General features: G+C 61.9%; 16 protein-coding genes. 1 reads left to right on the top strand and 15 read right to left on the bottom strand.

Annotated features, from left to right (window positions below):
- Positions 1-45 precede the first annotated feature (45 nt).
- The 15 genes from BFQ03_RS20910 to BFQ03_RS20840 form a co-directional block, all read right to left on the bottom strand.
- Positions 46-2,499: a TonB-dependent siderophore receptor gene (locus BFQ03_RS20910; RefSeq protein WP_065943937.1), complete on the bottom strand. Its 2,454-nt coding sequence runs from the start codon at positions 2,497-2,499 to the stop codon at positions 46-48.
- 130 nt (positions 2,500-2,629) lie between these two features.
- Positions 2,630-3,586 (bottom strand): FecR domain-containing protein, encoded by a 957-nt coding sequence (locus tag BFQ03_RS20905; RefSeq protein ID WP_032856484.1) that lies wholly within the window; start codon positions 3,584-3,586, stop codon positions 2,630-2,632.
- On the bottom strand, positions 3,583-4,092 hold the full coding sequence (locus BFQ03_RS20900) for a sigma-70 family RNA polymerase sigma factor (RefSeq protein ID WP_032856483.1): 510 nt from the start codon (positions 4,090-4,092) through the stop codon (positions 3,583-3,585). The genes BFQ03_RS20905 and BFQ03_RS20900 overlap by 4 nt, the downstream gene beginning before the upstream one ends.
- A gap of 73 nt (positions 4,093-4,165) precedes the next feature.
- Positions 4,166-5,611, bottom strand: a complete 1,446-nt coding sequence (locus BFQ03_RS20895) for an efflux transporter outer membrane subunit (RefSeq protein WP_065943936.1) — start codon at positions 5,609-5,611, stop codon at positions 4,166-4,168.
- Positions 5,608-6,666 (bottom strand): HlyD family secretion protein, encoded by a 1,059-nt coding sequence (locus tag BFQ03_RS20890; protein ID WP_032856481.1) that lies wholly within the window; start codon positions 6,664-6,666, stop codon positions 5,608-5,610. Before BFQ03_RS20890 ends, BFQ03_RS20895 begins: the two co-directional genes overlap by 4 nt.
- Positions 6,667-6,691: 25 nt before the next feature.
- Positions 6,692-8,227, bottom strand: coding sequence for an MFS transporter (locus BFQ03_RS20885; RefSeq protein WP_065943935.1), 1,536 nt, complete (start codon positions 8,225-8,227; stop codon positions 6,692-6,694).
- 169 nt (positions 8,228-8,396) lie between these two features.
- On the bottom strand, positions 8,397-9,317 hold the full coding sequence (locus BFQ03_RS20880; protein ID WP_032856479.1) for a LysR family transcriptional regulator: 921 nt from the start codon (positions 9,315-9,317) through the stop codon (positions 8,397-8,399).
- Positions 9,318-9,369: 52 nt separating this feature from the next.
- Positions 9,370-9,996: an energy transducer TonB gene (locus tag BFQ03_RS20875; RefSeq protein ID WP_032856478.1), complete on the bottom strand. Its 627-nt coding sequence runs from the start codon at positions 9,994-9,996 to the stop codon at positions 9,370-9,372.
- A 99-nt stretch (positions 9,997-10,095) separates the two neighbouring features.
- Complete coding sequence (locus tag BFQ03_RS20870; protein WP_065943934.1) at positions 10,096-10,944, bottom strand: ABC transporter permease; 849 nt, start codon at positions 10,942-10,944, stop codon at positions 10,096-10,098.
- Positions 10,945-10,956: 12 nt separating this feature from the next.
- Positions 10,957-11,808, bottom strand: coding sequence for an ABC transporter ATP-binding protein (locus tag BFQ03_RS20865; protein ID WP_065943933.1), 852 nt, complete (start codon positions 11,806-11,808; stop codon positions 10,957-10,959).
- 1 nt (position 11,809) lies between these two features.
- Positions 11,810-12,835 carry an ABC transporter substrate-binding protein gene (locus BFQ03_RS20860; RefSeq protein WP_065943932.1) on the bottom strand — a complete coding sequence of 342 codons (1,026 nt, stop codon included), beginning with the start codon at positions 12,833-12,835 and terminating at the stop codon, positions 11,810-11,812.
- 14 nt (positions 12,836-12,849) lie between these two features.
- Complete coding sequence (locus BFQ03_RS20855) at positions 12,850-13,734, bottom strand: TauD/TfdA dioxygenase family protein (protein ID WP_065943931.1); 885 nt, start codon at positions 13,732-13,734, stop codon at positions 12,850-12,852.
- A gap of 233 nt (positions 13,735-13,967) precedes the next feature.
- Positions 13,968-15,329: an HlyD family type I secretion periplasmic adaptor subunit gene (locus tag BFQ03_RS20850; protein WP_065943930.1), complete on the bottom strand. Its 1,362-nt coding sequence runs from the start codon at positions 15,327-15,329 to the stop codon at positions 13,968-13,970.
- Positions 15,319-17,475, bottom strand: coding sequence for a type I secretion system permease/ATPase (locus BFQ03_RS20845; RefSeq protein WP_032856472.1), 2,157 nt, complete (start codon positions 17,473-17,475; stop codon positions 15,319-15,321). The genes BFQ03_RS20850 and BFQ03_RS20845 overlap by 11 nt, the downstream gene beginning before the upstream one ends.
- Positions 17,476-17,516: 41 nt before the next feature.
- Complete coding sequence (locus BFQ03_RS20840) at positions 17,517-18,863, bottom strand: TolC family outer membrane protein (protein ID WP_032856471.1); 1,347 nt, start codon at positions 18,861-18,863, stop codon at positions 17,517-17,519.
- 340 nt (positions 18,864-19,203) lie between these two features.
- Between BFQ03_RS20840 and BFQ03_RS20835 the strand changes: the two genes are divergently transcribed.
- Positions 19,204-21,865, top strand: a 2,662-nt coding sequence (locus tag BFQ03_RS20835; protein ID WP_139115721.1) for a retention module-containing protein, incomplete at its 3' end; no start/stop codon positions are given.

The raw sequence follows: 21,865 nt of genomic DNA, 5'->3' as shown, positions 1-21,865 counted from the left end.
GATGGACCGCTATCGCCGGCAAGCCGGCTCCTACAGGGTTGTGCCTTACCAGTCGTACGTCAGGCTCGACACCACCGTGCGCCCTTCGCCGTAGTAGCAATCCAGGTCGCTGGTGCACTGTGAGACGTAGGTTTTGTTGTCGAGGTTCTGCACATTCATCGCCAACTTGACGCCTTTAAGCTTCAGGGGCGAGGCGCCCAGGTCGTAGCTCAGGCTCGCATCGTAGACGGTGTAGGACGGCACACTGAACGCGCCGGCGTAGTAGTCGCCAAGGCTTTTGCGCGAGTAACGCGCGCCGATACCTGCGCCGAGACCGGCCAGCGGGCTGTCGTCAACGACGGTGTAGTTGACCCACAACGCCGCTGTCAGCGGCGAGATGCCCGCCGGGTGGCGGCCTTCGCGCCCCTCGTTGTCCTTGGTGTACTTGATGTCGTTGCGCGCCGCCGAAGCGACCACATCCCAGGCATCGTTCAACACCGCCTTGGCTTCGAACTCGACGCCGCGCGAACGCATGGCCCCGCTCTGGCTGCTGAAGTTGGTCAGCGGAATGGCCGTCAGGATATTTTCCTGGTCCAGTTGGTAGACCGAGACCTGCACAAAACTTTCCTGGCCCGGCGGCTGGTACTTCACGCCGACTTCGTACTGGTTGCCGGTGGACGGGTCAAAGGGCTTCTGGTTGGCATCGGTGCCGGACAGCGGCAGGAAGGATTCCGAGTAGCTGATAAACGGCGCCAGCCCGTTATCGAACAGGTATACCAGGCCTGCGCGACCGGTGAATGCCTGGTCCTTGCTGCTGGTGCGGTCGCCACTCAGCGGCACCTTGTTGACCACGTTGGCCCAGTCATAACGCCCGCCCAGCACCAGCGCCCACTTGTCCCACTTGATCTGGTCCTGCACATACAGGCCGGTCTGGGTGATGGTGTTGTCCCAGCGGTACGGCTGGCCAAAATTCAGCGGCTGGCCGTAGACCGGCGTGAACAGGTCGATGATCGGCGGATTGCGGTCATAGAGGCCGAGGAACCTGGAGTTGGAGTGGTAGTAATCCAGGCCCACGATCAGCGTGTGGGAAAACTCGCCGGTGTTGAACTCGGCCTGGGCGATGTTATCCACGCCGATGACTTTGTTGTTCTGCTTCCAATCCACACCGAAGCGCTGCAGGTAGCGTTGATCCATGGCGCCGGTGGCCGGGTTGGCGACAAACCGATAGCCGTGCAACGGCGCCACGTAGCGGTCGTCCACTTCGGCATAGCGCGCGTTTTGCTTGAGGGTCCAGGTGTCGTTCAAACGATGGGACAACTCGTAGCCGAAGGCGACCTGTTCGCGGTTGTATTTGTTGACGCCCGGTTCACCGATAAACAGATCACGGTCGATCTTGCCGTTCGGATTTTTCCAGATCGTCCCGGAGGCCGGCAGCCCCTGGGCTTCGGGCACCCCCTTGTCTTTCTGATATTGGGCGAACAGGGTCAGGCTGGTGTCGTCATTGGGTCGCCAGGTCAGGCTGGGCGCGATGAATTGCCGCTTGTTTTCGAAGTAGTCGATCTCGCCCTGTTCGTCCTTGAGTCGTCCAGTGAGGCGATAGAAGAATTGGCCTTGGTCATCCAGCGGGCCACTGAGGTCGATGGCCGCGCTCTTGTGCTCGTAGGTGCCGGCTTCAAGCACCACCTGGCGCACCGGGGTCTCGCTGGGGCGCTTGCTGACCATATTGACGATGCCGCCCGGCTGGTTATGCCCGTACAGCACCGATGCCGGGCCCTTGAGCACTTCGATGCGCTCCAGGGAATAGGGCTCGATCTGCAACGCGCCGCCGGTACTGCCACCGCCGTACGGCAAGTGCAGGCCGTCAAGGTACAGGGGCGTCGGCGAGAAGCCACGGGAGGTCGGCTCATCGAACAGCTTCACTCGGTCGGAAAAACCACCGGCGCTCATGCCTGGGGTGTAGAGCAACGCCTGGGTCACGCTTTGCGCACCCCGCGCCTTGATTTCGGCGGCGGTGATGACGTTGATGGTCTGGGGGATTTCCACCAGTGCCGCATCGGTCTTGCTGCCCGTGGCGCTCCGCGTGGCGACGATGCCGTCGACCGGGCCCCAGGCGCTTTCCTGGGCCTGCTGGGCGCTGATCCGAGTCGCGCCCAATTGCACCGAGCCGTCCCCCGAAATGGCCTGCACCGACCAGCCACCACCGGACTGCATCGCCACCAGGCCGCTGCCCGCCAACAACTGCTCCAACCCAGGCCCAGTGGCATAGCGACCCTGCAAGCCAGGGCTGCGTTTGCCTGAAGTCAGCGCCGCATCCACCGAAAGCAAAATCCCCGATGCGCTGGCGAAACGGTTCAACGCCTGGTCCAGGCTGCCGGCAGGAATGTTGTATTGGCGCAAGGCTTCACCGGCGCTCTCCTGGGCCTGAACCATGCTCGGGACGACTGGCACAGTCGCCAGCACACTGATAAACAGGCCACGGCGCAAGGCGCGGGCCAGAGGTTGGATTGGGTGGTGCGGCATTGCAGGACTCCCCGTGAGAACGCTTCTTGATTGGCTTTCAAGAGGTATCCCGGACGGGGATAGAAAACCGACAAAAGAAAATCAAAAATTTATCCTTGGCCCTCAACCCAGACACAAAACCCTGTGGGAATCAGGCCCTGGGTTTGAGGGTGACCCAGTAACGGGTCACCGCCTGTACCTGCACCGGTAGCGAGCGCTCCAGCGCCGCAAGGATCGCGTCAGTGTCATTCAGGGGAAATACGCCGGTCAGCAACAGGCCCGCTACCGACTCATCGCAACGCAAAACCCCTGGCCGATAGCGGCTCAGTTCCGCGACAAACTGCCCCAACGGCTGGCGCTCGGCGATCAGGCGATTGTGGGTCCAACTGCTGGCGTTGGCATCCAGCGCGGTCACCGCCGAGGTCTGCGTTGCGCTGAACCACAGGCTGTCCCCCGCATTCATCAGCACCGGCACACCCTGCACCGGGCGCACCTGCACACGCCCTTCATACAGATCGACGCGGCTACCATCGTCCAGCTCGCGCACGGCAAACCGGGTGCCCAGGGCCTGGATATCGCCCGCTGCGGTTTCGACAATCAGCGGGCGGGACGGGTCGTGGCCGCTGGTCAGCAGGAGCTCGCCACGAATCAGGCGGATGCGCCGCTCAGTGGCACTGAAGCGCAGGTCGATGGCGCTGTCGCTGTTGAGGTCCAGGTGGGTGCCGTCGCTCAAGGTCAGGTGGCGAATCTCACCAGTGGCGGTGCGATGCTCGGCAAAGGCCGCCTGCCAGGGCTGGCTGCCCTGCACCAGGTAGCCACTGCCACCGGCCACCAGCAGCAACCCAAGCAGTTTCAGCGCGGCCCGGCGCTGGGGGTCTGGCGCGTCGCGCAACACCGCACGGGCGCTGTCGGCGGGCACACCGCCCAAGGTCTGCTGCAACTGCTGCAAACGCTGCCAGGCGCGACGATGCTCCGGGTCGGCGGCCTGCCAATGGGCAAAGGCCTGGCGCTGGGCCCCATCGAATTCGCCGCCCCATTGCAGCATCAACCACTCACTGGCCTGCTCGACCACCGCCTGGGCAATCGGCGCGTCATGGCGGGCTCTCATTCTTCGTAGGCCACCTGGTAGCAGGCAATGATCGCGCGGGTCATGTACTTCTGCACCGAGCTGATCGTCACCCCCAGGCGTTCGGCGATCTGCGCGTAGGTCAGGCCTTCGAACTGCGACAACAGGAACGCGCGGCGCACGTTCTCGGGCATGCGGTCGAGCATGGCGTCGATCTGCATCAGGGTTTCGAGGATCAGTGCGCGGGTCTCCAGTGACGGCGACTCTGGCTCCGGCAAGTGGGCAATGCTTTCCAGATAGGCGCGCTCGATGCGCAGGCGGCGCCATTGGTCGATCACCAGGTTGCGCGCAATCTGCGTTAGGTAGCTGCGACTTTCCCTGGCCCCGGGAAAACGCCCAGACACCAACAGGCGCAGGAACGTGTCCTGCGCCACATCGGCGGCGTGCTCGCGGTCGCCCAAACGCTTGCGCAGCCAGCCTTGCAGCCAGCCATGATGGTCGCGGTACAGGAGATGAAGCTGTTGCTGGCCGTCAGTCGCGGTGTCCATGAATCGCCCGGATACACTATTGAGAGCAATTATCATTACAGCTTGTATCGCGACTGGCAAAAAACTTTATCAGTTACCGCCCGGCGGTCTGCAACGGGTACACCGACTCCCAACCTCCGCCCAGCGCCTTGTACAGGCCGACCATGGCCAGGGACACGCCGGTGGAGCTTTCCACCCATTGCTCTTGGGTCGCCAGCAAGGCGCTCTGCACCGTGAGCACGTTGACGAAATCCACCACCCCTTCGACGTACTGGTGCTGGGCGGTGTCCAGGGCGATCTGGTTCTGGCGCACCGCTTCGGCGAGGCTGTCGCGGCGCAGTTGGCTGGCGTTGTAGCGGGTCAACTGGTCGTCGATTTCATGCCAGGCACGCAGCACGGTCTGCTGGTAGGCCAGGGCCGCTTCCTGCTGCTGGGCTTCGCGCAGGTCGAGCATGCCCTGCAAGCGGCCACCGTTGAACAGCGGCAGGCTCAACGACGGGCCGAAAGCGAACGTGCGCGAACCCCAGGAGCCCAGATCCGATAACTGCATGGCCTGGGAACCGAGGCTGCCCGACAGGGTGATCCGTGGGTAGAAGTCGCCCTTGGCCACACCAATGCTGGCGGTCGCCGCATGCAGGCGCGCCTCGGCCTGGCGGATGTCGGGGCGGCGCTCTGCCAGTTGCGACGGCAGGCCAATCGCCACCTGGCGCTGGGTCTGGGGCACTGCGCCGTCCGGTGACAGTTGCGCATGCAAGGCTTGCGGAGCCTGGCCCATCAACAGGCTCAGGGCGTTGATCAACTGGTCCTGGCGCTGCTGCAAATCCGGCAGGCGCGCTTCGATGGCGGCGACTTGCGCAGCGGCTTCAGCGACATCCAGGTGGGTAGCCACACCGTCGGCCAAACGCAGCTGCGAGAGTTTCAGGCTACGGCGCGCCACGTCGAGGTTTTGCTCGGTGACCGCACGGGTGCTTTGCACGCCACGCAGTTGAATGTAGTCCTGGGCAGTCTCGGCCAGCACCGACAGCAGCACCGCGCGGCGGTCGTTTTCGGCCACTTGCAGGGTGGCGTCGGCAGCTTCGGTTTCGCGTCTTACCCGGCCCCAGAAGTCCAGTTCCCAGGAGGCCGCGAAGCCTGCATCCCATAGGTTGAAGGCCGAACGGCCGTTGTTGCCCGAAGGGTCGCTCAGGCCATTGGCGCTATTGCGTTTGCGCCCGTAGTTGCCATCGGCGCTGACCTCTGGATAGCGTCCGGCGCTCGTCACCTGGCGCACTGCGCGGCTCTGTTGCAGGCGGCTGCTGGCCAGTTTCAAGTCGAGGTTGTCACTCAGTGCCCGGCGCACCAGGGCCGACAGTTGCGGGTCGTGGAACACGTCCCACCACTGCTCTTCCAACGGATCGCTGACCGCACGGCTGGCGGCCTGGCGTCCCTGGGGCTCGGCCCAGTGCGCCGTCGACCGGACATCGGGCCGCTGGAAATCAGGGCCTACGGTACACGCACCCAGACTGACCAGGCTGAGGGTAAGCAGTGCGAGTTTTCTCATTGCTGCGCCACCTCACGTTGCTGCGCACTGGGATGGGTGTTGACGCTGGCCTCCACCGACATCCCGACCCGCAGGCGATGGATATGCGCCTGCCCTGGCTCCAGGAGGATTTTCACCGGAATGCGCTGCACCACCTTGGTGAAGTTGCCGGTGGCGTTGTCCGGCTTGACCGAGGCGAAGGTCACGCCCGTGGCCGGCGCCAGGCTTTCCAGGTGGCCCTGGAGCACTTCACCGTCGAGGCTGTCGACCCGCACTTCAACCGCTTGGCCGGCATGCATGTGGGACAGTTGGTTTTCCTGGAAATTGGCCACCACATACGCGTCGGCCAGCGGCACCACGGCAAGGATCTTGCTGCCGGGTGTGACAAAGGCCCCGACCCGTACCGCACGCTCGCCGACCATGCCGTCCACCGGCGCGACAATGCGTGTGTACGACAGCTGATAACTGGCCATTTCCAGCGCGGCCTGGGCCCGCTTCAAGCCGCCTTCAGCCGCATCGCGCTGGGCGCTGAGGATTTCCACCTGCTTGCGTTCGGCGGCCAATACCGCCGTGGCATTGGCCAGGCGCGCGGTGGCCTGGTCGATACGGGTCTTGGCTTGCTGGGCATTCTGCACAGTGCCAGCACCGACACCGGCAAGATGGTTGTAGCGGTTCAATTCGTGTTCGGCAAAGGCCACTTCGGCGCGATCGGCGGCCACGGTGGCCTGGGCCTGGGCGATCACCGAGCTTTGCCGCTCAAGGGTGGCCACCGCGTTTTTCAGTTGAGCCTGGGCCATCAGGGTCTCGGCATCGGCGGCCTGGGCGGCGGCGCGCAAGTCGCGGTCATCGATCAACGCCAGCAACTGCCCGGCCTTGACCTGTTGGTTGTCTTCCACCAACACCTCTTTGATAAACCCGGCAACCCGTGGCGCCACCAGGGTGTAGTCGGCGGCCACAAAGGCGTCGTTGGTGGTCTGGCGCTTGTTGCCAAATACACCCGGCGCCAGCAGGTACACCAGCACACCCACGGCGCACACGGCGATAACAGTCACGGCAATCTGGTCTTTACGTTTCATAAAAATCCTTTGTCTGCGTCAACAATCAGGTGGGTGCGCGCGGCGGGAAAATCCGCGTCGGCATCCAGAAAATCAGCAGGATCAACGCCACCGCAACACCGGCCATGACGTAATAGAGATCCGAAGAAGTCAGCACCACCGCCTGCTGGTGCAGCCGATGGGCCAAGCCCGGGGCGTCACTATTGGCCAACGGTGAGTTGCCCAGGGCGTCCACCAGCATGGTCGAGTGGAAATGCAGGCGGTGGGTGGTCAGCACCTCGATCACCCCGGTGGCAACCACCGCGGCCAGGCCCTTGACCGTGTTGAACCAGGCCGAGGCAAACGGCCCATCGGTGGGCACGATGCTGCCGGTGGACAGCATCAACAACGGCAATACCGCCATCGGCTGGCCGAAGATCTGCAACAGTTGCAGCACGTAGAACTCATCCCGGATCCACGCCGAGGTCAGTTGCGCGCCGCCGACACAGGACAAGGTCAGCATGCCCAGGCCAATCCCCAGCACCCAGCGGCAGTCCACCCAGCGCAAGTTGCACAGGGCCGCTACCAGCGGCAGGGCGATCAACTGCGGCAGGGCCATGATCAGCATCACCGGCGCGGTTTGCAGCGGCCGATAGCCCTGCACCTGCGCCAGGTAGCTGGATGGCAGGATGATCACCGCCTGCAACACCACCAGCACCCCGGCCAGCACGATCAGGGCAAACGACAGGTTGCGCAGCCCGAGCATCTGCAACTTGAAGAACGGCATCGGGTGTGACCATTCATTGAGCATGAACAGCACCAGCAACAGCACCCCGCCCACCAACAGCGTGGTGATCAGCGGCGACTCGAACCAGTCCAGGCGATTGCCCTGCAAGATGCCAATCACCAGCATGCAGATCGCCGGAAACCCCAGCAGCAGGCCGCGCCAGTTGAACTGCTTGAGGCGCTCCAGGCGCAGCGGGTCCTGGGGCAGGCCATAGGCCACAGCGGCCATGGCCAGCAGGCACGGCGCGACAATCTGCCAGAACGCCCATTGCCAGCCGACATATTCGGTCCACAGCGCCGCCAGCGGTGTACCGAGGCTGGGGCCGAAGGTGGCGGTCAGGGCGTAGCCGGCCAGGCCGTAGAGTTTGACGTTGGCCGGCAAGAAACGCAGGGCCACGGTCATCAGCATCGGCGGTAGAGCGCCACCGGCCAAGCCTTGTACGGTACGCAGCAGCAGCAGGCTTTCGTAGTTCGGTGCCAGGGGGCACAGCACCCCCAGCAGGGTAAACAGGCCGATGGCCCACAGGGTGAAACGGCGCAGCGAAAACGTCACCGAACACCACGGCGCAAAGGCCATGGCCGAGACGGAGGTAGCGGTGTAAGCGGCTACCAGCCAGGTGCCTTCGTCAAAACCGATGTACAGCGCACCACGGATATCGGCGAGGGCGACCTTGGTCACCATTTCGTTCAGGCCCGAGACCAACACCGCCAGCAGCACGCCGACCAGGCCGATGATGATCCGCGGGCCAAACACAGGGGGGCTGACGGCGGCGGGTTTGGCTGCAGCCAAGGGAGCGGGGGCAGCGAGGGAAGTCATGAAGGTACAACTCGGAAATAGAATACCCGAGCAGTTTAATAAGGCTTAGACATGACGAAAACTGACTTATGGGAAGGTTATAACTGCGCCAGACGCAGCTATCAGACCCACCACGGCACTCACTGTAAACGCTCCCACACAAGCCCATTCCACATTGGGATGGGGGTTTTCAGGTGGGCTGGGCTTCACGCCAGGTAGCCGCGCAGCTTTCGCGCATGGTTTCGCGCAGCCATTTGTGCGCCGGGTCTTTGTCGAAACGCGGGTGCCAGGCCTGGGTCAACACCAGGGTCGGCAGGGAGATCGGCAGGGTGAATGCGCGCAGTGGCAGTTTCAGGCGATTGGCGCTGTAGAGCGCTTCCTTGGGCACCGGCAGGATCAGGTCGGAGTCGGGCAGCATGAACATCGCGCCGTGAAACCCCGGCGCGATCATCGCCACCCGGCGTTCCAGGCCCTGGGCATTGAGGGCGGTGTCGATCGGCCCACGGGCGATGCCCCGTCGGGAGATGCTGATATGGGAGTAGCTGGCAAACCGTGCAGCAGTGATTTCTTCGTCGAACAATGGATGGCCTTCGCGGGCCAGGCCGACGAAGGTGGTGGAGAACAGGTTCTGCACCTTCACTTCCGGGGTAATCGGCATGGTGTTGCCGACGCGCAAGTCCAACCGCCCTTCACGCAAGGCTTCGTCGTCGCTGTCGCCTTCGGGGACGAAACGCAGCTCGCAATGGGGTGCCACACGCTCCATGGTGTCGAACAGACGACCGCCATACACACCGACAAAAAAGTCATTGGCGCGCACGCTGAACCGCCTACGCAAGGTGCTCAGGTCGACCTCGTCCGCCGACCGGAACAGCAACGCCGCCTGCTCCACCACATTGCGCACCTGGCCTTGCAACTCCAGGGCCTTGGGCGTGGGCACCAAGCCGCGCCCTGCCCGCACCAGGATCGGGTCGCCCACCGCCTCGCGGATGCGCGTCAGGGTACGGCTCATGGCAGCCGGGCTCAGGTTCATCCGCCGCGCGGCACCCACCACGCTGCCCTCGTCGAGCAAGGCGTCGAGGGCGACCAGTAGGTTCATATCCGGTAATTGCATGCCAAGCACTCGTGATGGGTTTGGAGTACAGCGCACGCAATCGTAGCAGGCTTTACCGGTACTGTTTCAGGCTATGCGGCAGGTAATCGGCGTAGGTGGCGGTGGGGTTGGCCTGACACTGACGGACGACTTCCGGCAGCAGGTTTTCCAACTGATCAGCCAAGGCCAGGCCATCGGCATAGGTACTTTTGCCACTGAACGCCGGCAGCATCACCGCCACACGGGTGATGGCAAAGCTCTTCATGGCACTCAACGGCCGGGAGGGATACTCGCGACGGAACTGGCTGACCTCTTCGTTCAGGTCACGGCAGGATTGAAACTTGACCTCGGTAAAGTTCAGCTGGACCGCTTCACGACTGATGGGCTCGGGTGCAAACAATATGTCATTGCGCGCCTCGATCACCGCCGGGCGCTCGGCATTCACGGTCCAGGGCTTGAAGCGCCACTGCTTGGCCGCACCGACGGCGGACTCACCAAAGGCTGGCTTGGTGGCACTGAGGACTTTCACATCGCTGACCGAGCCGTCGTTATGAATCTTGAGGCTGATCTGCGCATGACCTTGGGTGGTGCTCAGGGTCTTGGGGTAGACCGGCTTGGCGCTGAAAACCACTTCGGGTTTGAACTCGGCATAAGCCGATGTCGATAACAGCAGCACCGCCGCCAAGACCAAAAACCGCATGTTCGTAAATCCTTTTACCGGCCAGGCCTGACGCCAGGACGGCATCAGGTTCGGGCGGCATTATCGGACTCGCAACAGGCAAAGAGCAATCATTCTTGTTTAGCGCTGCATCCCCCAGCGCTTCACAGTGACGCGCTCCAAAGTGTCGAACACCAGGTTTTCCACAAGCAGGCCGATCAGGATTACCACCGCCAGCCCGGCGAAGACCTTGTCGGTGTACAGCTCGTTGCGGTTCTGGAAGATGTACCAGCCCAGGCCACCCTTGCCGCTGGTCGCACCGAACACCAGTTCGGCAGCGATCAATGTGCGCCAGGCAAAGGCCCAGCCAATCTTCAGGCCGGCGAGGATTGATGGCAGCGCCGCCGGGATCAGGATAAACAGCACAAAGCGCATGCCCTTGAGGCCGTAGTTGCGCCCGGCCATACGCAGGGTTTCCGACACCCCCATAAACCCCGAGTAAGTGTTGAGTGCCAAGGCCCACAGCACCGAGTGCACCAACACAAAAATCAGACTGTTCTGCCCCAGGCCAAACCACAGCAACGCCAATGGCAGCAGGGCAATCGCCGGCAGCGGGTTGAACATTGAGGTCAGGGTGCTCAGCAGGTCGCGGCCCATCTGGGTCGAGACCGCCAAAGTGGTCAGGGCGAATGCCAGGACAATGCCGATCAGGTAGCCCTTGAGCAGCACCACCAGCGAGATACTGACCTTACCCAACAGCTCGCCACTGGCAATGCCGTCGTAGAAGGCGTTGAAGGTCTGCAGGAAACTGGGCAGCAGCAGGTCGTTGTTCTGATAGCGCGCCGCTGCTTCCCAGAGGAGCGCCAGCACGATCAGGATCAAGCCTTTGCGCAACCAGCCTTGTTGCCACAGGCGCTGGCGCAGGGGTAAGGCACGCTCCACGGGCACGCCGGGCAGCGGTTGCAGGGTGATTTCATATTCCTGGCGCATGGGCACAGTCCTTCAATAAGCGATGCGGATATCGGCGAAATCCAGTTCGGTTTCTGCCTCGGGCGTTTCATCGAACAACAGGCGATGAATACGCCGCGCCGACGCCTGGAACTCCACACCGCCCAGGCTGTGCAGGTCGTATTGATGGCTGTGGATTTCTGCGCGCACGCGCCCCGGATGCGGCGACAGCAACAGGATGCGGTTGCCCACCACCAGCGCTTCTTCGATGGAGTGGGTGACAAACAGCAAGGTAAAGCGCACCTCCTCCCACAGCAGCAGCAACTCCTCCTGCATCTTGCGCCGGGTCAGGGCGTCGAGGGCGGCGAACGGTTCGTCCATCAGCAGGATTTTCGGCTGCATGGCCAACGCCCGGGCAATCGCCACACGGGCCTTCATGCCACCGGACAGCGTGTGCGGATAGGCGTCGGCGAAGGCGCTCAAACCGACCTTGTCCAGGTAGTACAGCGCCCGTTCTTCGGCCTCGCGACGCTTGAGGGTCTTGGAGGCCAACAACGGGAACATCACGTTCTGCTTGACGGTTTTCCACGGCGGCAGTTGGTCGAATTCCTGGAACACCACGATGCGATCCGGGCCCGGTTGTTCGACCTTTTGCCCTACCAGGCGAATTTCGCCTTCACAGGGTTTGATAAAACCGGCTACCGCCTTGAGCAGCGTGGACTTGCCGCAGCCCGAAGGCCCCAGCAGCACAAAACGGTCGGCCGGATCGATCTCAAAACTGACCTGGTGGGTGGCCCGCACGACCCGTTCGGGCGTGCGGTATTCAAGGCTGACGTGATCCACCGAGAGCAGCGCCTCAGTGGTCTTCAGGTTGCTGGCCGTGTGGCCTTGCAAGGGCGCGTTCATCTCAACTCCCTTGCAGCGGCTTGGCATCCTGGAAGAAGTAATCCTTCCACGATTCAGGCTTGTTCTTGATCGCGCCAACCCGGTAGAGGAACTCGGCCAGCGGGTAGGTGTTTTTTGGCGTGACGCTGAATTCGAATTGCGGGTTGTCGATGATTTTCAGCAGCGCGGCACGGTCGATCTTGGCCTTGGTCACACGAATGTAAGTGTCGGCAGCGGCGCCCTTATCGTTCTGCGCAAACTGCGCGGCCTCGGTCAGCGCATCGATAAAGGCCTTGTAGGTCTTCGGGTTGTCGTTGCGAAACTTCTCGGTGGCAAACAGTACGGTCGGCGAGTTTGGCCCCAGCAGGTCATAGGTATTGAGCACCACGTGGACATTGGGGTTGGCCAGCGCCTGGTCCTGGAACGGTGGGTTGGAGAAATGCCCGGTCAGCTCGGTACCCCCGGCGATCAACGCAGCCGTAGCGTCCGGGTGCGGGACGGCGATGGTGTATTTATCCAGGCGATTGAACTCCTTGTCGCCCCATTGCTTGGCCGCCGCGTATTGCAGGAACCGCGACTGCACGGAAACCCCCACGGCCGGCACGGCGATGCGGTCTTTCTCGGTGAAGTCGGCGATGGTCTTGACCTTGGGGTTGTTGCTGACCAGGTAGTACGGGAAGTTGCCCAGGGAAGCCACGGCCTTGACGTTCTGCTTGCCGTGGGTGCGGTCCCAGATGGTCAGCAGCGGGCCGACCCCGGCGCCGGCAATGTCGATGGAGCCGGAGAGCAGCGCGTCATTGACCGCCGCGCCGCCGGACAGTTGGGTCCAGTCGACCTTGATGTCGATACCTTCCTGCTTGCCATATTTCTCGATCAGGTTCTGGTCGCGCACCACGTTGAGCAGCAAGTAAACGATGCCGAACTGCTCGGCAATGCGAATCTCGCCTTCGGCCTGGGCGACGGCGGGAGCAACCAGACTGCCGGCCAACAGGCTGACGCCAAGGCCCACGGTCGCGGCCAATCGTGCAAAGGGGGTTTTCCTGGACATGGTCATGCTCCGAATCAGAAAGGCGCGTCGCCCTGGATGGTGGTGCGAAACAGTTTGCGGCGCAGGTGGCTGGGGCAACCGGCGGCCAGGTGGATCAGCGAGCGGTTGTCCCAGAACACCAGGTCGTGGGGCTGCCAGCGGTGGCGGTAGATGTTTTGCGGGTGGGTGCTGTGGGCAAAGAGTTGGGCCAGCAGGTCGCGGCTTTCGTCTTCGGGCAGGCCGACAATGCGGGTAGTGAAGCCTTCGCTGACGAACAGCGCCTGGCGCCCGTTTTCCGGGTGGGTGCGCACCACCGGGTGCACCACTTCGGCGACCTGCGCCAGTTGTTCGGGGGTCAGGGTCGGGCGCCAGTTGCCTTCGAATTTGGTTTCGCTGTAGCGCGCGGTGTAGGAATGCGCAGCGCTGCGACCTTCCACGGCTTTGCGCAGATGCTCGGGCAACTGGTCCCAGGCTTTGTGCATGTCGGCAAACAGCGTGTCGCCGCCTTCGGATGGTAGTTCCTGGGCGTGGAGCATCGAACCCAGGCTCGGCAGTTCTTTGTATGACAGGTCCGAATGCCAGAACTTGCCCGCGTCGCCCAGACCGATGGATTGGCCGTTCTCGATGATGTTGGAGACGATAAGGATTTCTGGGTGGTTGACCAGCAGGAACTGTTTGAGCACATGGATCTGCAACACGCCGAAACGGCGGCTGAAGGCGATCTGTTGCTCGGGGGTGATGCGCTGGTCGCGGAACACCACTACATGGTGGTCCAGGTGCGCGCGATGGATGCGGGCAAAGTCCTGGTCGTTGACCGGGCGCGACAGGTCCAGGCCAATGATCTCGGCGCCTACGCTGCCGGGGAATGGGCGGATATCGAAGGTTTGCGCGGTGGGCAAGGCGGCTGTGGCGGTGGACATGTGATCACTCCCTGGCAGTCAGGAGAGTGACTTTATAGATATAAGAACTGGAATTTAAATACCGTTAGAGAATAACGATATGGCGTTTTTGGGGAGAGGACGGAAGGTGTGGGGAGGTTGAGGGCCCCTTCGCGAGCAAGCCCGCTCCCACATTCGACCGATTTCCAACATGGGAATGCAGTCGAATGTGGGAGCGGGCTTGCTCGCGAAAGGGCCCGCCCAGACACCGAAAATCAACGCTCCTGCAGCGACTCGGCCCGGGCCTTGATGATGGGCTTGAGCAGGTAGCTGAGGATGGTCTTCTTGCCAGTGATGATGTCGACCGAAGCGACCATGCCAGGGATGATGATCAGCGGCTTCTCATCGGTGCCCAGGTGGCTGCGGTCGGTGCGCAAGGTGATCATGTAGTAGGTGGTTTTCTTGTCTTCATCGGTAATGGTGTCGGCACCGATGCGCTCCAGCTTGGCCTTGAGGCCGCCGTAGATGGTGTAGTCGTAGGCGGTGAACTTGACCACGGCTTCTTGCCCCGGGTGCAGGAAGGCGATGTCTTGCGGGCGGATCTTGGCTTCTACCAGCAAGGTGTCGTCCAGCGGTACGATTTCGACCATGTCGCTGCCCGGCTGGATCACCCCACCAATGGTGTTGACCAGCAGTTGCTTGACGATCCCGCGCACCGGCGAGGTGACCATGGTCCGGCTCACACGATCTTCGAGGGCTTTGCCGGTGGCCTGGGCCTTGTTCAGGTCAGTGCGCGCCTCGTTGAGCTCGGTCAGGGCTTCGCTACGGTATTTACCGCGAGTCTCGTCGATCTTGCGTTGTACTTCCTTGATCGCCGAATCAGCGCGCGGGATGGCCAGGGTGGTGGCGTCCAGTTGCCCACGGGTTTCCATTTCTGCGCGCTTGAGACGCAGCACTTCCACCGGCGACACCGCACCCTGGGCGACCAGGGGTTCGGACATGTTGATTTCCTGGCGCTGCAACGACAGCTGGCTACGATACTGGCCCTGCTTGGAGGTGTATTCGCGCATTTCTTGCTGGCGCTGCGTCAATTGCTCCTGCAAGCCGCCGATTTCGTCCTTGAACTGCTGGCGCCGGCTTTCGTACAGCGACTGCTCGTTGATCGCCTGGGTTGGCGCAGCAGCCCGCACATCTTCAGGGACATTCAACGGCCGGTCTTCGATCTGGGCGTTCAAACGCTCGATGCGCAGCAGCAGGGACAGGCGCTGGGCCTCGGTTTCCCCGGCGTTGGAAACAAAGCGCGTGTCGTCCAGGCGGATCAGCGGCGCACCGGCCTCAACGATCTGCCCTTCCTTGACATACAACTCAGCGACGATACCGCCCTCAAGGTTCTGGATCTTCTGCAATTTGGAGGAGGGAATGGCCTTGCCATCACCGCGTGTCACTTCGTCGACCTTGGCAAAACCGGCCCACAGCAGCATGCACAGGAAAAACCCGATGATCCCCCAGATGGTCAGCCGCACCACGCGCGGGGCATCTTCGATCAGGGCCTTCTTGACCTCTGGCAGTGGCTGGCCGTCCAGCGAATCGGAACCAATGAAATAGCGACGGACCGCGTCCTTGAATTTACGCAACACTGATCTGCCCCTTCTTCAACGCTTCCATCACTACGGCTTTCGGGCCATCGGCAAGGATTTGCCCACGGTCGATGACCAACAAACGGTCCACCAGAGACAACAGCGACGCCCGGTGCGTCACCAGCACCACGGTTTTGCTTTCCACTACGGCTTGCAGGCGCTGTTTGAGGCGCTCCTCACCGGTGTTGTCCATGGCGCTGGTCGGTTCATCCAGCAGCAGGATAGGCGGGTTGAGCAGCAGGGCACGGGCCAAGGCGACGTTTTGTCGCTGGCCGCCAGAAAGGTTCTGGCCCCGCTCGCCCACTTGCAGCTCGTAGCCTTGTGGGTGCAGGCGGGCAAATTCGTGGACACCGGCCAATTCAGCGGCTTGCAGCACCACTTCGTCTTCAACGTAACGGGCGCCGGAGACCAGGTTGTCGCGCAGGGTACCGGCCAGCAGCTGGATATCCTGAGGCACATAACCCACGTTGTGGCGCAGTTCGCTGACGTCGATCTGGCGAATGTCCACGCCGTCCACCAGCAAGGCGCCGGAGTCGGGCTGGTAGAGGCCCACGATCAGTTTGGCCAGGGAGCTTTTGCCTGAGCCGCTGCGCCCGATGATGCCGATCTTCTCGCCGGGCTTGATCACCAGGTTGATGTTCTTGAGCGCCATGTTCTGCTGGTTGGGGTACGTGAAATTCAGGCCCCGGCACTCGATGGCGCCTTGCAGGGTGCGGCGGCTCAAGGGGCGCTCTTCGAAGTTGCGCTCCTGGGGCAGCTCCATCATCTGGTCGGTGGAGACCATGGTGACTTTGGCTTGCTGGTAGCGGGTCATCAGGCCCGACAGCGATGCCAGGGGGCTGAGGGCGCGGCCACTGAGCATGTAGCAGGCAATCAGGCCGCCCATGCTGAGGTTACCGTCGATGATCTGGTAGACGCCGAAGACAATCATGATCACACCGGCCAGTTGCTGGATCAGCAAGGTGATGTTCATCGACAGCCCAGAGAGCATTTTCACCCGCAACTCAAGGCGGCTGAGGGTGCCAATGGTCTGTTCCCACTGGTACTGGCGCTCGCTCTCGGCGTTGTTGACCTTGACCGCATCCAGCCCGGCCAGGGTTTCAATCAGGCTCGACTGGCGCTCGGAAGCCAGGGCCATGGTGCGCTCCATGGTGGCAACCAGCGGCTTTTGCAGCAGGTAGCCGATGCCCAGGGCAATCGGGAAGGCCAGCATGGGGATCCACACCAGGTGCCCGCCGAGGATCGCGATCACCATGAATATCAGCAGGGTAAACGGCAGGTCGATCAGGCTGGTGAGGGTCAGGGACGCGAGGAAGTCGCGCAGGCTCTGAAACTCGTGGATGTTCTGGGCAAAACTGCCGACCCGCGCCGGGCGGTATTTCATCGACATGCCGACGATCCGCTCGAACAGCGTAGCCGAGATGATCAGGTCGGTTTTCTTGCCGGCCAGGTCCAGGCACAGGCTACGCAGGCTCTTGAGGACCAGGTCGAACACGTAGGCAATGAAAATACCGGTGGCCAGCACCCACAAGGTGGCAGTGGCCTGGTTCGGCACCACGCGGTCGTAGACGTTCATCACGAACAGCGGCGCGGCCATGGCAATCAGGTTGATCAGGAAACTGGCGGCGATGGCATCGGCGTAGAGCCAGCGCGAACGCTTGAGGGTGTCGCGAAACCAGGAGCGGGCCCGCGGGATCAGGGTGCCGTGGCTGACATCGAATTTGTGCTGGGGCTGGGCAAAGAACACTTTGCCGATGTAGTCATCGGCCAGCGCTTCCCGCTTGACGATGGTTTCACCGCCATCGCTTTCGCTGAGCAGCACCTGGGCCTCGTCTTCACCCTGCCAACCGAGCAGCACGGCACTGCGGCCGTCCTTGAGCAACAGCAGCGCCGGCATGGCAATCGCGGGGATCGAATCGAGCTTGCGTTGCAGCAACCGCCCTTGCAAACCGGCGCGGGCTGCGGCCCGGGCCAGCAAATCGGCGGTCAGTTGCTGGGCCGGCAATGGCAGGCCGGTGGTCAGCATTGCCGCACTGGCGGGCTTCTGGTGCAGGGCGCAGAGAGCCAACAACCCGTCGAGTAACGGGTCGTCGTGCAATGTGCGGGGATCATGACTGAGATGGACTCGACTGACTTCTGATTCCACGCGGGCTCTCTCAACTAACAGATGGGACTATAAGGAATAGCTCAATTCATCCCAGGCAGTTGGACTTTCGGCTTCACATCGTTCTGTACGACGGAGGCCATCGGTGCGACCACTCCCTGGCTCTTGAGCAACTCGCCCATGGTCGCCTTGATTCGGTACTGAGTAAATAACTGAACGTTTTTTATCTCTTCCAAACGACGCGAAGCCGTGAACAGCTCGTTTTCACTGTCGAGCAAGTCAAGCAGAGTTCGTTCGCCCAGGCTGAATTGCTTCTGGTAGGCACCGCGCACCTTGCTGCTGTGGTCGACGTATTGCTGGGCAATCGGCACCTGGGCATTGGCGTTGTTCATGGCGTTCCAGGCCAGGCCCAGCTCTTCGTTCAATTGACGCAAGGCGTTGTTGCGGATATCCAGCGCCTGGTTGGACTGGTAGGACTTGGACTCCAGCTCGGCTTTGTTGCTGCCACCGGCGTACAGGTTGAAACGCATGCGCAGCATGGCTTCCCAACCGTTGTTGTGGCTGGCGTCGCCGTCGATGTTGTTGTCGGCGTTGCGGCCCAACTCGGCGTCGAAGCGTGGGTAGAAGGAAGACTTGGCGGCTTCGTATTGTTTTTCGGCGGCGGCGATGTCGGATTCGGCCGAACGCAGGATCGGGCTGTTATCCAGCATCTGGCGACGCGCTTCGTTCAGGTTGGCGGGCAGCAGTGCCATGAAGCTGGGTGGACGCTCCAACTGATCGGCGTCTTGGCCGACGGCGCTCAGGTAGTTGGTCTGGGCATCGGCCAGGTTGGTCTGCTCAGTGATCACGTTGTTGCGGGCCTGGGCCAGACGGGCTTCGGCCTGGTCCAGGTCAGCCCCGCTGCCGACGCCACGCTGGGTGCGCAACTTGATCTGGTCGTAGATACGCTCGTGATTGCGCAGGTTGTCTTCAGCCAGGCGCACGAACTCACGACGGGTCAGGACATCCAGGTAAACCTGGGCTACCGTCAATGCAGTGCGCTCGGAAGTACCCAGCAGCGAAAACGCGCGGGAGTTAACGGTGGCTTGTTGACGCCCTACTTCACTGGAAGTGGCAAAACCGTCAAAAACCATTTGCTGCAAGCGCAGGCTCGACTCACCGCGATTGAGTGTGTCCCAGTGGCCACCACGGGCACGGGTGGATGAACTGTCGGTACCTTCACGGCCATAACCCGCGTTCAAGTCGACACGGGGCAGGTAGCCACCCTTGGCCGCACGCAACTGATAGTCAGCCGCGATACGAGCGTTGACACCTGCCTGAATCTCAGGATGCACATCCAGCGCTTGCTGCATGGCCTGGGGCAGGGTTTGGGCTTGTACAAAACTGGCGGCGAGAACGAACGGTATTGCCTTAAGCAGGTGCAAACGCATTTTAAAAATCCCCAGGACTTCTTGTCTCAAGTCACAGCAACTTGGTGTGCTGCGTTAGAAAATGGCTACCGTAATGACCGTACGTCGGAAAGTTCAAAAGCGGAACTGGTTCACACATGTAGGACGGTTCGCCGCATGAATATCAATGTGACATTAGCGAGGCGATTGTTTAGGATGGCGCCAAGAAGGTCAATAGTTTGGCATAAAGTAAATTGCCAAAAAATATAGCCAATTATTTGACGTCACACGTTTTACAAACTACGCACCTCCCAGACTGATGAATCCCATAGGTTCTCAGTCATAGGGACACCCACAGAATGGATCGCCGGAGAAATCTTCAATGAGCAGTGTTGTTGCAATCGTCAAGGGCATTGTTGGCCAAGTTTTCGTCATTTCTCCGGAAGGTGCCCGTCGGGTGCTGGTTGAAGGTGATCGCCTGTTCGCCGGCGACCAGATTGACACCGGGATGTCGGGCGCCGTCAGCCTGGAGCTAGCCGATGGCCGCACCCTGGACCTGGGGCGTGACACCCAGTGGAGCGCCACCGCGCCTGACTCCAGCACCGACCTGGCCCAAGCCACCGCACAGGCCGCGCCTTCGGTTGCCGAACTGCAACAGGCCATTGCTGCCGGCGCTGACCCGACCACCGACCTGGAAGCCACCGCTGCAGGCGCGTCAGCGGCAGGTACCGGTGCTGCCGGGGGCGGCCACAGCTTTGTAATGCTTGATGAGACGGCGGGCTCGGTCGATCCGACCATTGGCTTCCCGACGGCAGGCCTGGGTTTCGCGACCAATGCGCTGACCAACGAGCTCGGCGGGCAACCAAACGACCCGCTCACGGCGGCACCTTTGCCGTCGACCCTGACCCTGGGCGCCACGCCGACCATCACTGAAGCTGGCGGCGTGCTGACCTACACCGCCACGGTGACCCAGCCGTCTACCAGTAACTTGACTGTTACCCTGTCCAACGGCGCGGTGATCACCATCCCGGCCGGCCAGGTGACTGGCTCCGTCAACGTGCCCCTGGCACCGAACGACAGCCCGTACATCGATCCCGGTCAGATCAGCGTGACCGTGACCGGCACGACCGGTGGCAATAACCTGGTGCTCACCGTCGACCCGACGCCGGCCGTGACCCAGATCACCGACACCATCGACACCACCACCGTGACCCTGACGGCAGGCGAAACGGTGACCGAAGGCGGTCCGATCACCTACACCGCGACCTTGACCAACCCGGCGCAGACACCGGTCACCATTACGTTGAGCAATGGTTCGGTCATCACCATCGAGCCTGGCAAGTCCACCGGCACCGTGGTGGTCGATACACCTGCCAACGACGTCTATAACAACGGCAGCACGGTCAGCACCACGATTACCGGGGCTACCGGTGGCAACTTCGAAAACCTGGTGCCAGACACCACGCCTGCCGTCACCACCATTACCGACTCGGTCGACGACACCGGCCTGACCCTGACCGCCACCAACACGGTCACCGAAGGCGGCCAGATCACCTATACCGCAACCCTGACCAACCCGGCGCAAACGCCGCTGACCGTGACCTTGTCCAACGGTTCGGTGATTACCATCAAGGCCGGCGAGTCCGTCGGCACCGTGGTGGTCGACACCCCGGCGAACGACGTCTACGTCAACGGCAGCACGGTCACTACGACCATCACTGGCACCACCGGTGGCAATTTCGAAAAACTGGTGCCCAACACCACGCCAGCCGTCACCACCATCACCGACTCGGTCGATACCACCACCGTGACGCTGACTGCGCCGGGCGATATCAACGAAGGCGACCAGATCACCTACACCGCCACGCTCTCCAATAAAGCAGAGACTGACGTCACGCTGAAACTGGATAACGGTTCGACCATCATCATCAAGGCCGGTGAAACCGTTGGCTCCGTGACGGTTGATGCCCCGGGCGATGACGTGTTTGTCGACAAGAGCACGCAAACCGTCAAGATCACCGAGACTACCGGCGGCAACTTCGAGAAACTGGAAGTGGCCGGTGACGGCGCTACCACGACCGTCAACGACACTATCGACAAGGTCGATGTAGTCCTGACCGCCACGACCACCGTGGGCGAAGGCGGTAACATCGTCTACACCGCATCGCTTGTGGACAAGGCAGGCAACCCGGTCACCAACATCACCAACCCGTTGACCGTGACCCTGGACAATGGCCAGACCATCACCATCGGCGTCGGCCAATCCGCCGGCACTGTCACCACTGTTGCGCCGAACGATGTGTATGAAGGCAACCCGACCATCACCACCGCCATCACCAATGTGACCGGCGGCGCGCATTTCGAGAACCTGGTGCCAGGCACCACGCCGGTCAACACCACCGTAACCGACACACCCGGCACTACCGACACCACCACCGTCACGCTGACCGCACCAGGCGAAGCCGACGAAGGTGGCAACATCACCTACACCGCGACCTTGAGCAACAAGGCCGGCAGCGACCTGACCCTGACCCTGAGCAACGGTGACGTCATCACCATCGCCAAGGGCGAGACGACTGGCCAGGTGACGTCCAAGGCACCGAGCGACGACGTATTCAAAGATGCCGGACCGATCAACGTCACGATCAATCCGGACATCGTCGGTGGCGGCTTCGAGAAGCTTGATATCGCACCGGGTGGGGCGACGACGCAGATCAACGACACCATCGACAAGGTCGATGTGGTCCTGACGGCCACCAAAACCGTGGGTGAAGGCGGCGAAATCGTCTACACCGCGACTCTGGTCGACAAGGATGGCAAGCCGGTCACCAACACCACTGGCCCACTGACGGTGACTCTGGATAACAACCAGACCATCACCATCGGTGTGAACCAGTCGAGCGGCACCGTTTCGGCTGTGGCTCCGGACGATGTGTACAAAGGCGACCAAACTGTTACTACCGGCATCAAGGAAGTGACTGGCGGCGAGCATTTCGAGAACCTGGTTCCAGGTACTGACAAAGTCACCACGATTGTCACTGATA

Source organism: Pseudomonas sp. 25 R 14, assembly GCF_900004755.1.
GTDB lineage: Bacteria > Pseudomonadota > Gammaproteobacteria > Pseudomonadales > Pseudomonadaceae > Aquipseudomonas > Aquipseudomonas brenneri.
The sequence above is the reverse complement of the archived record's forward strand: the minus strand, read 5'-3'. Positions and strand labels throughout refer to the sequence as shown.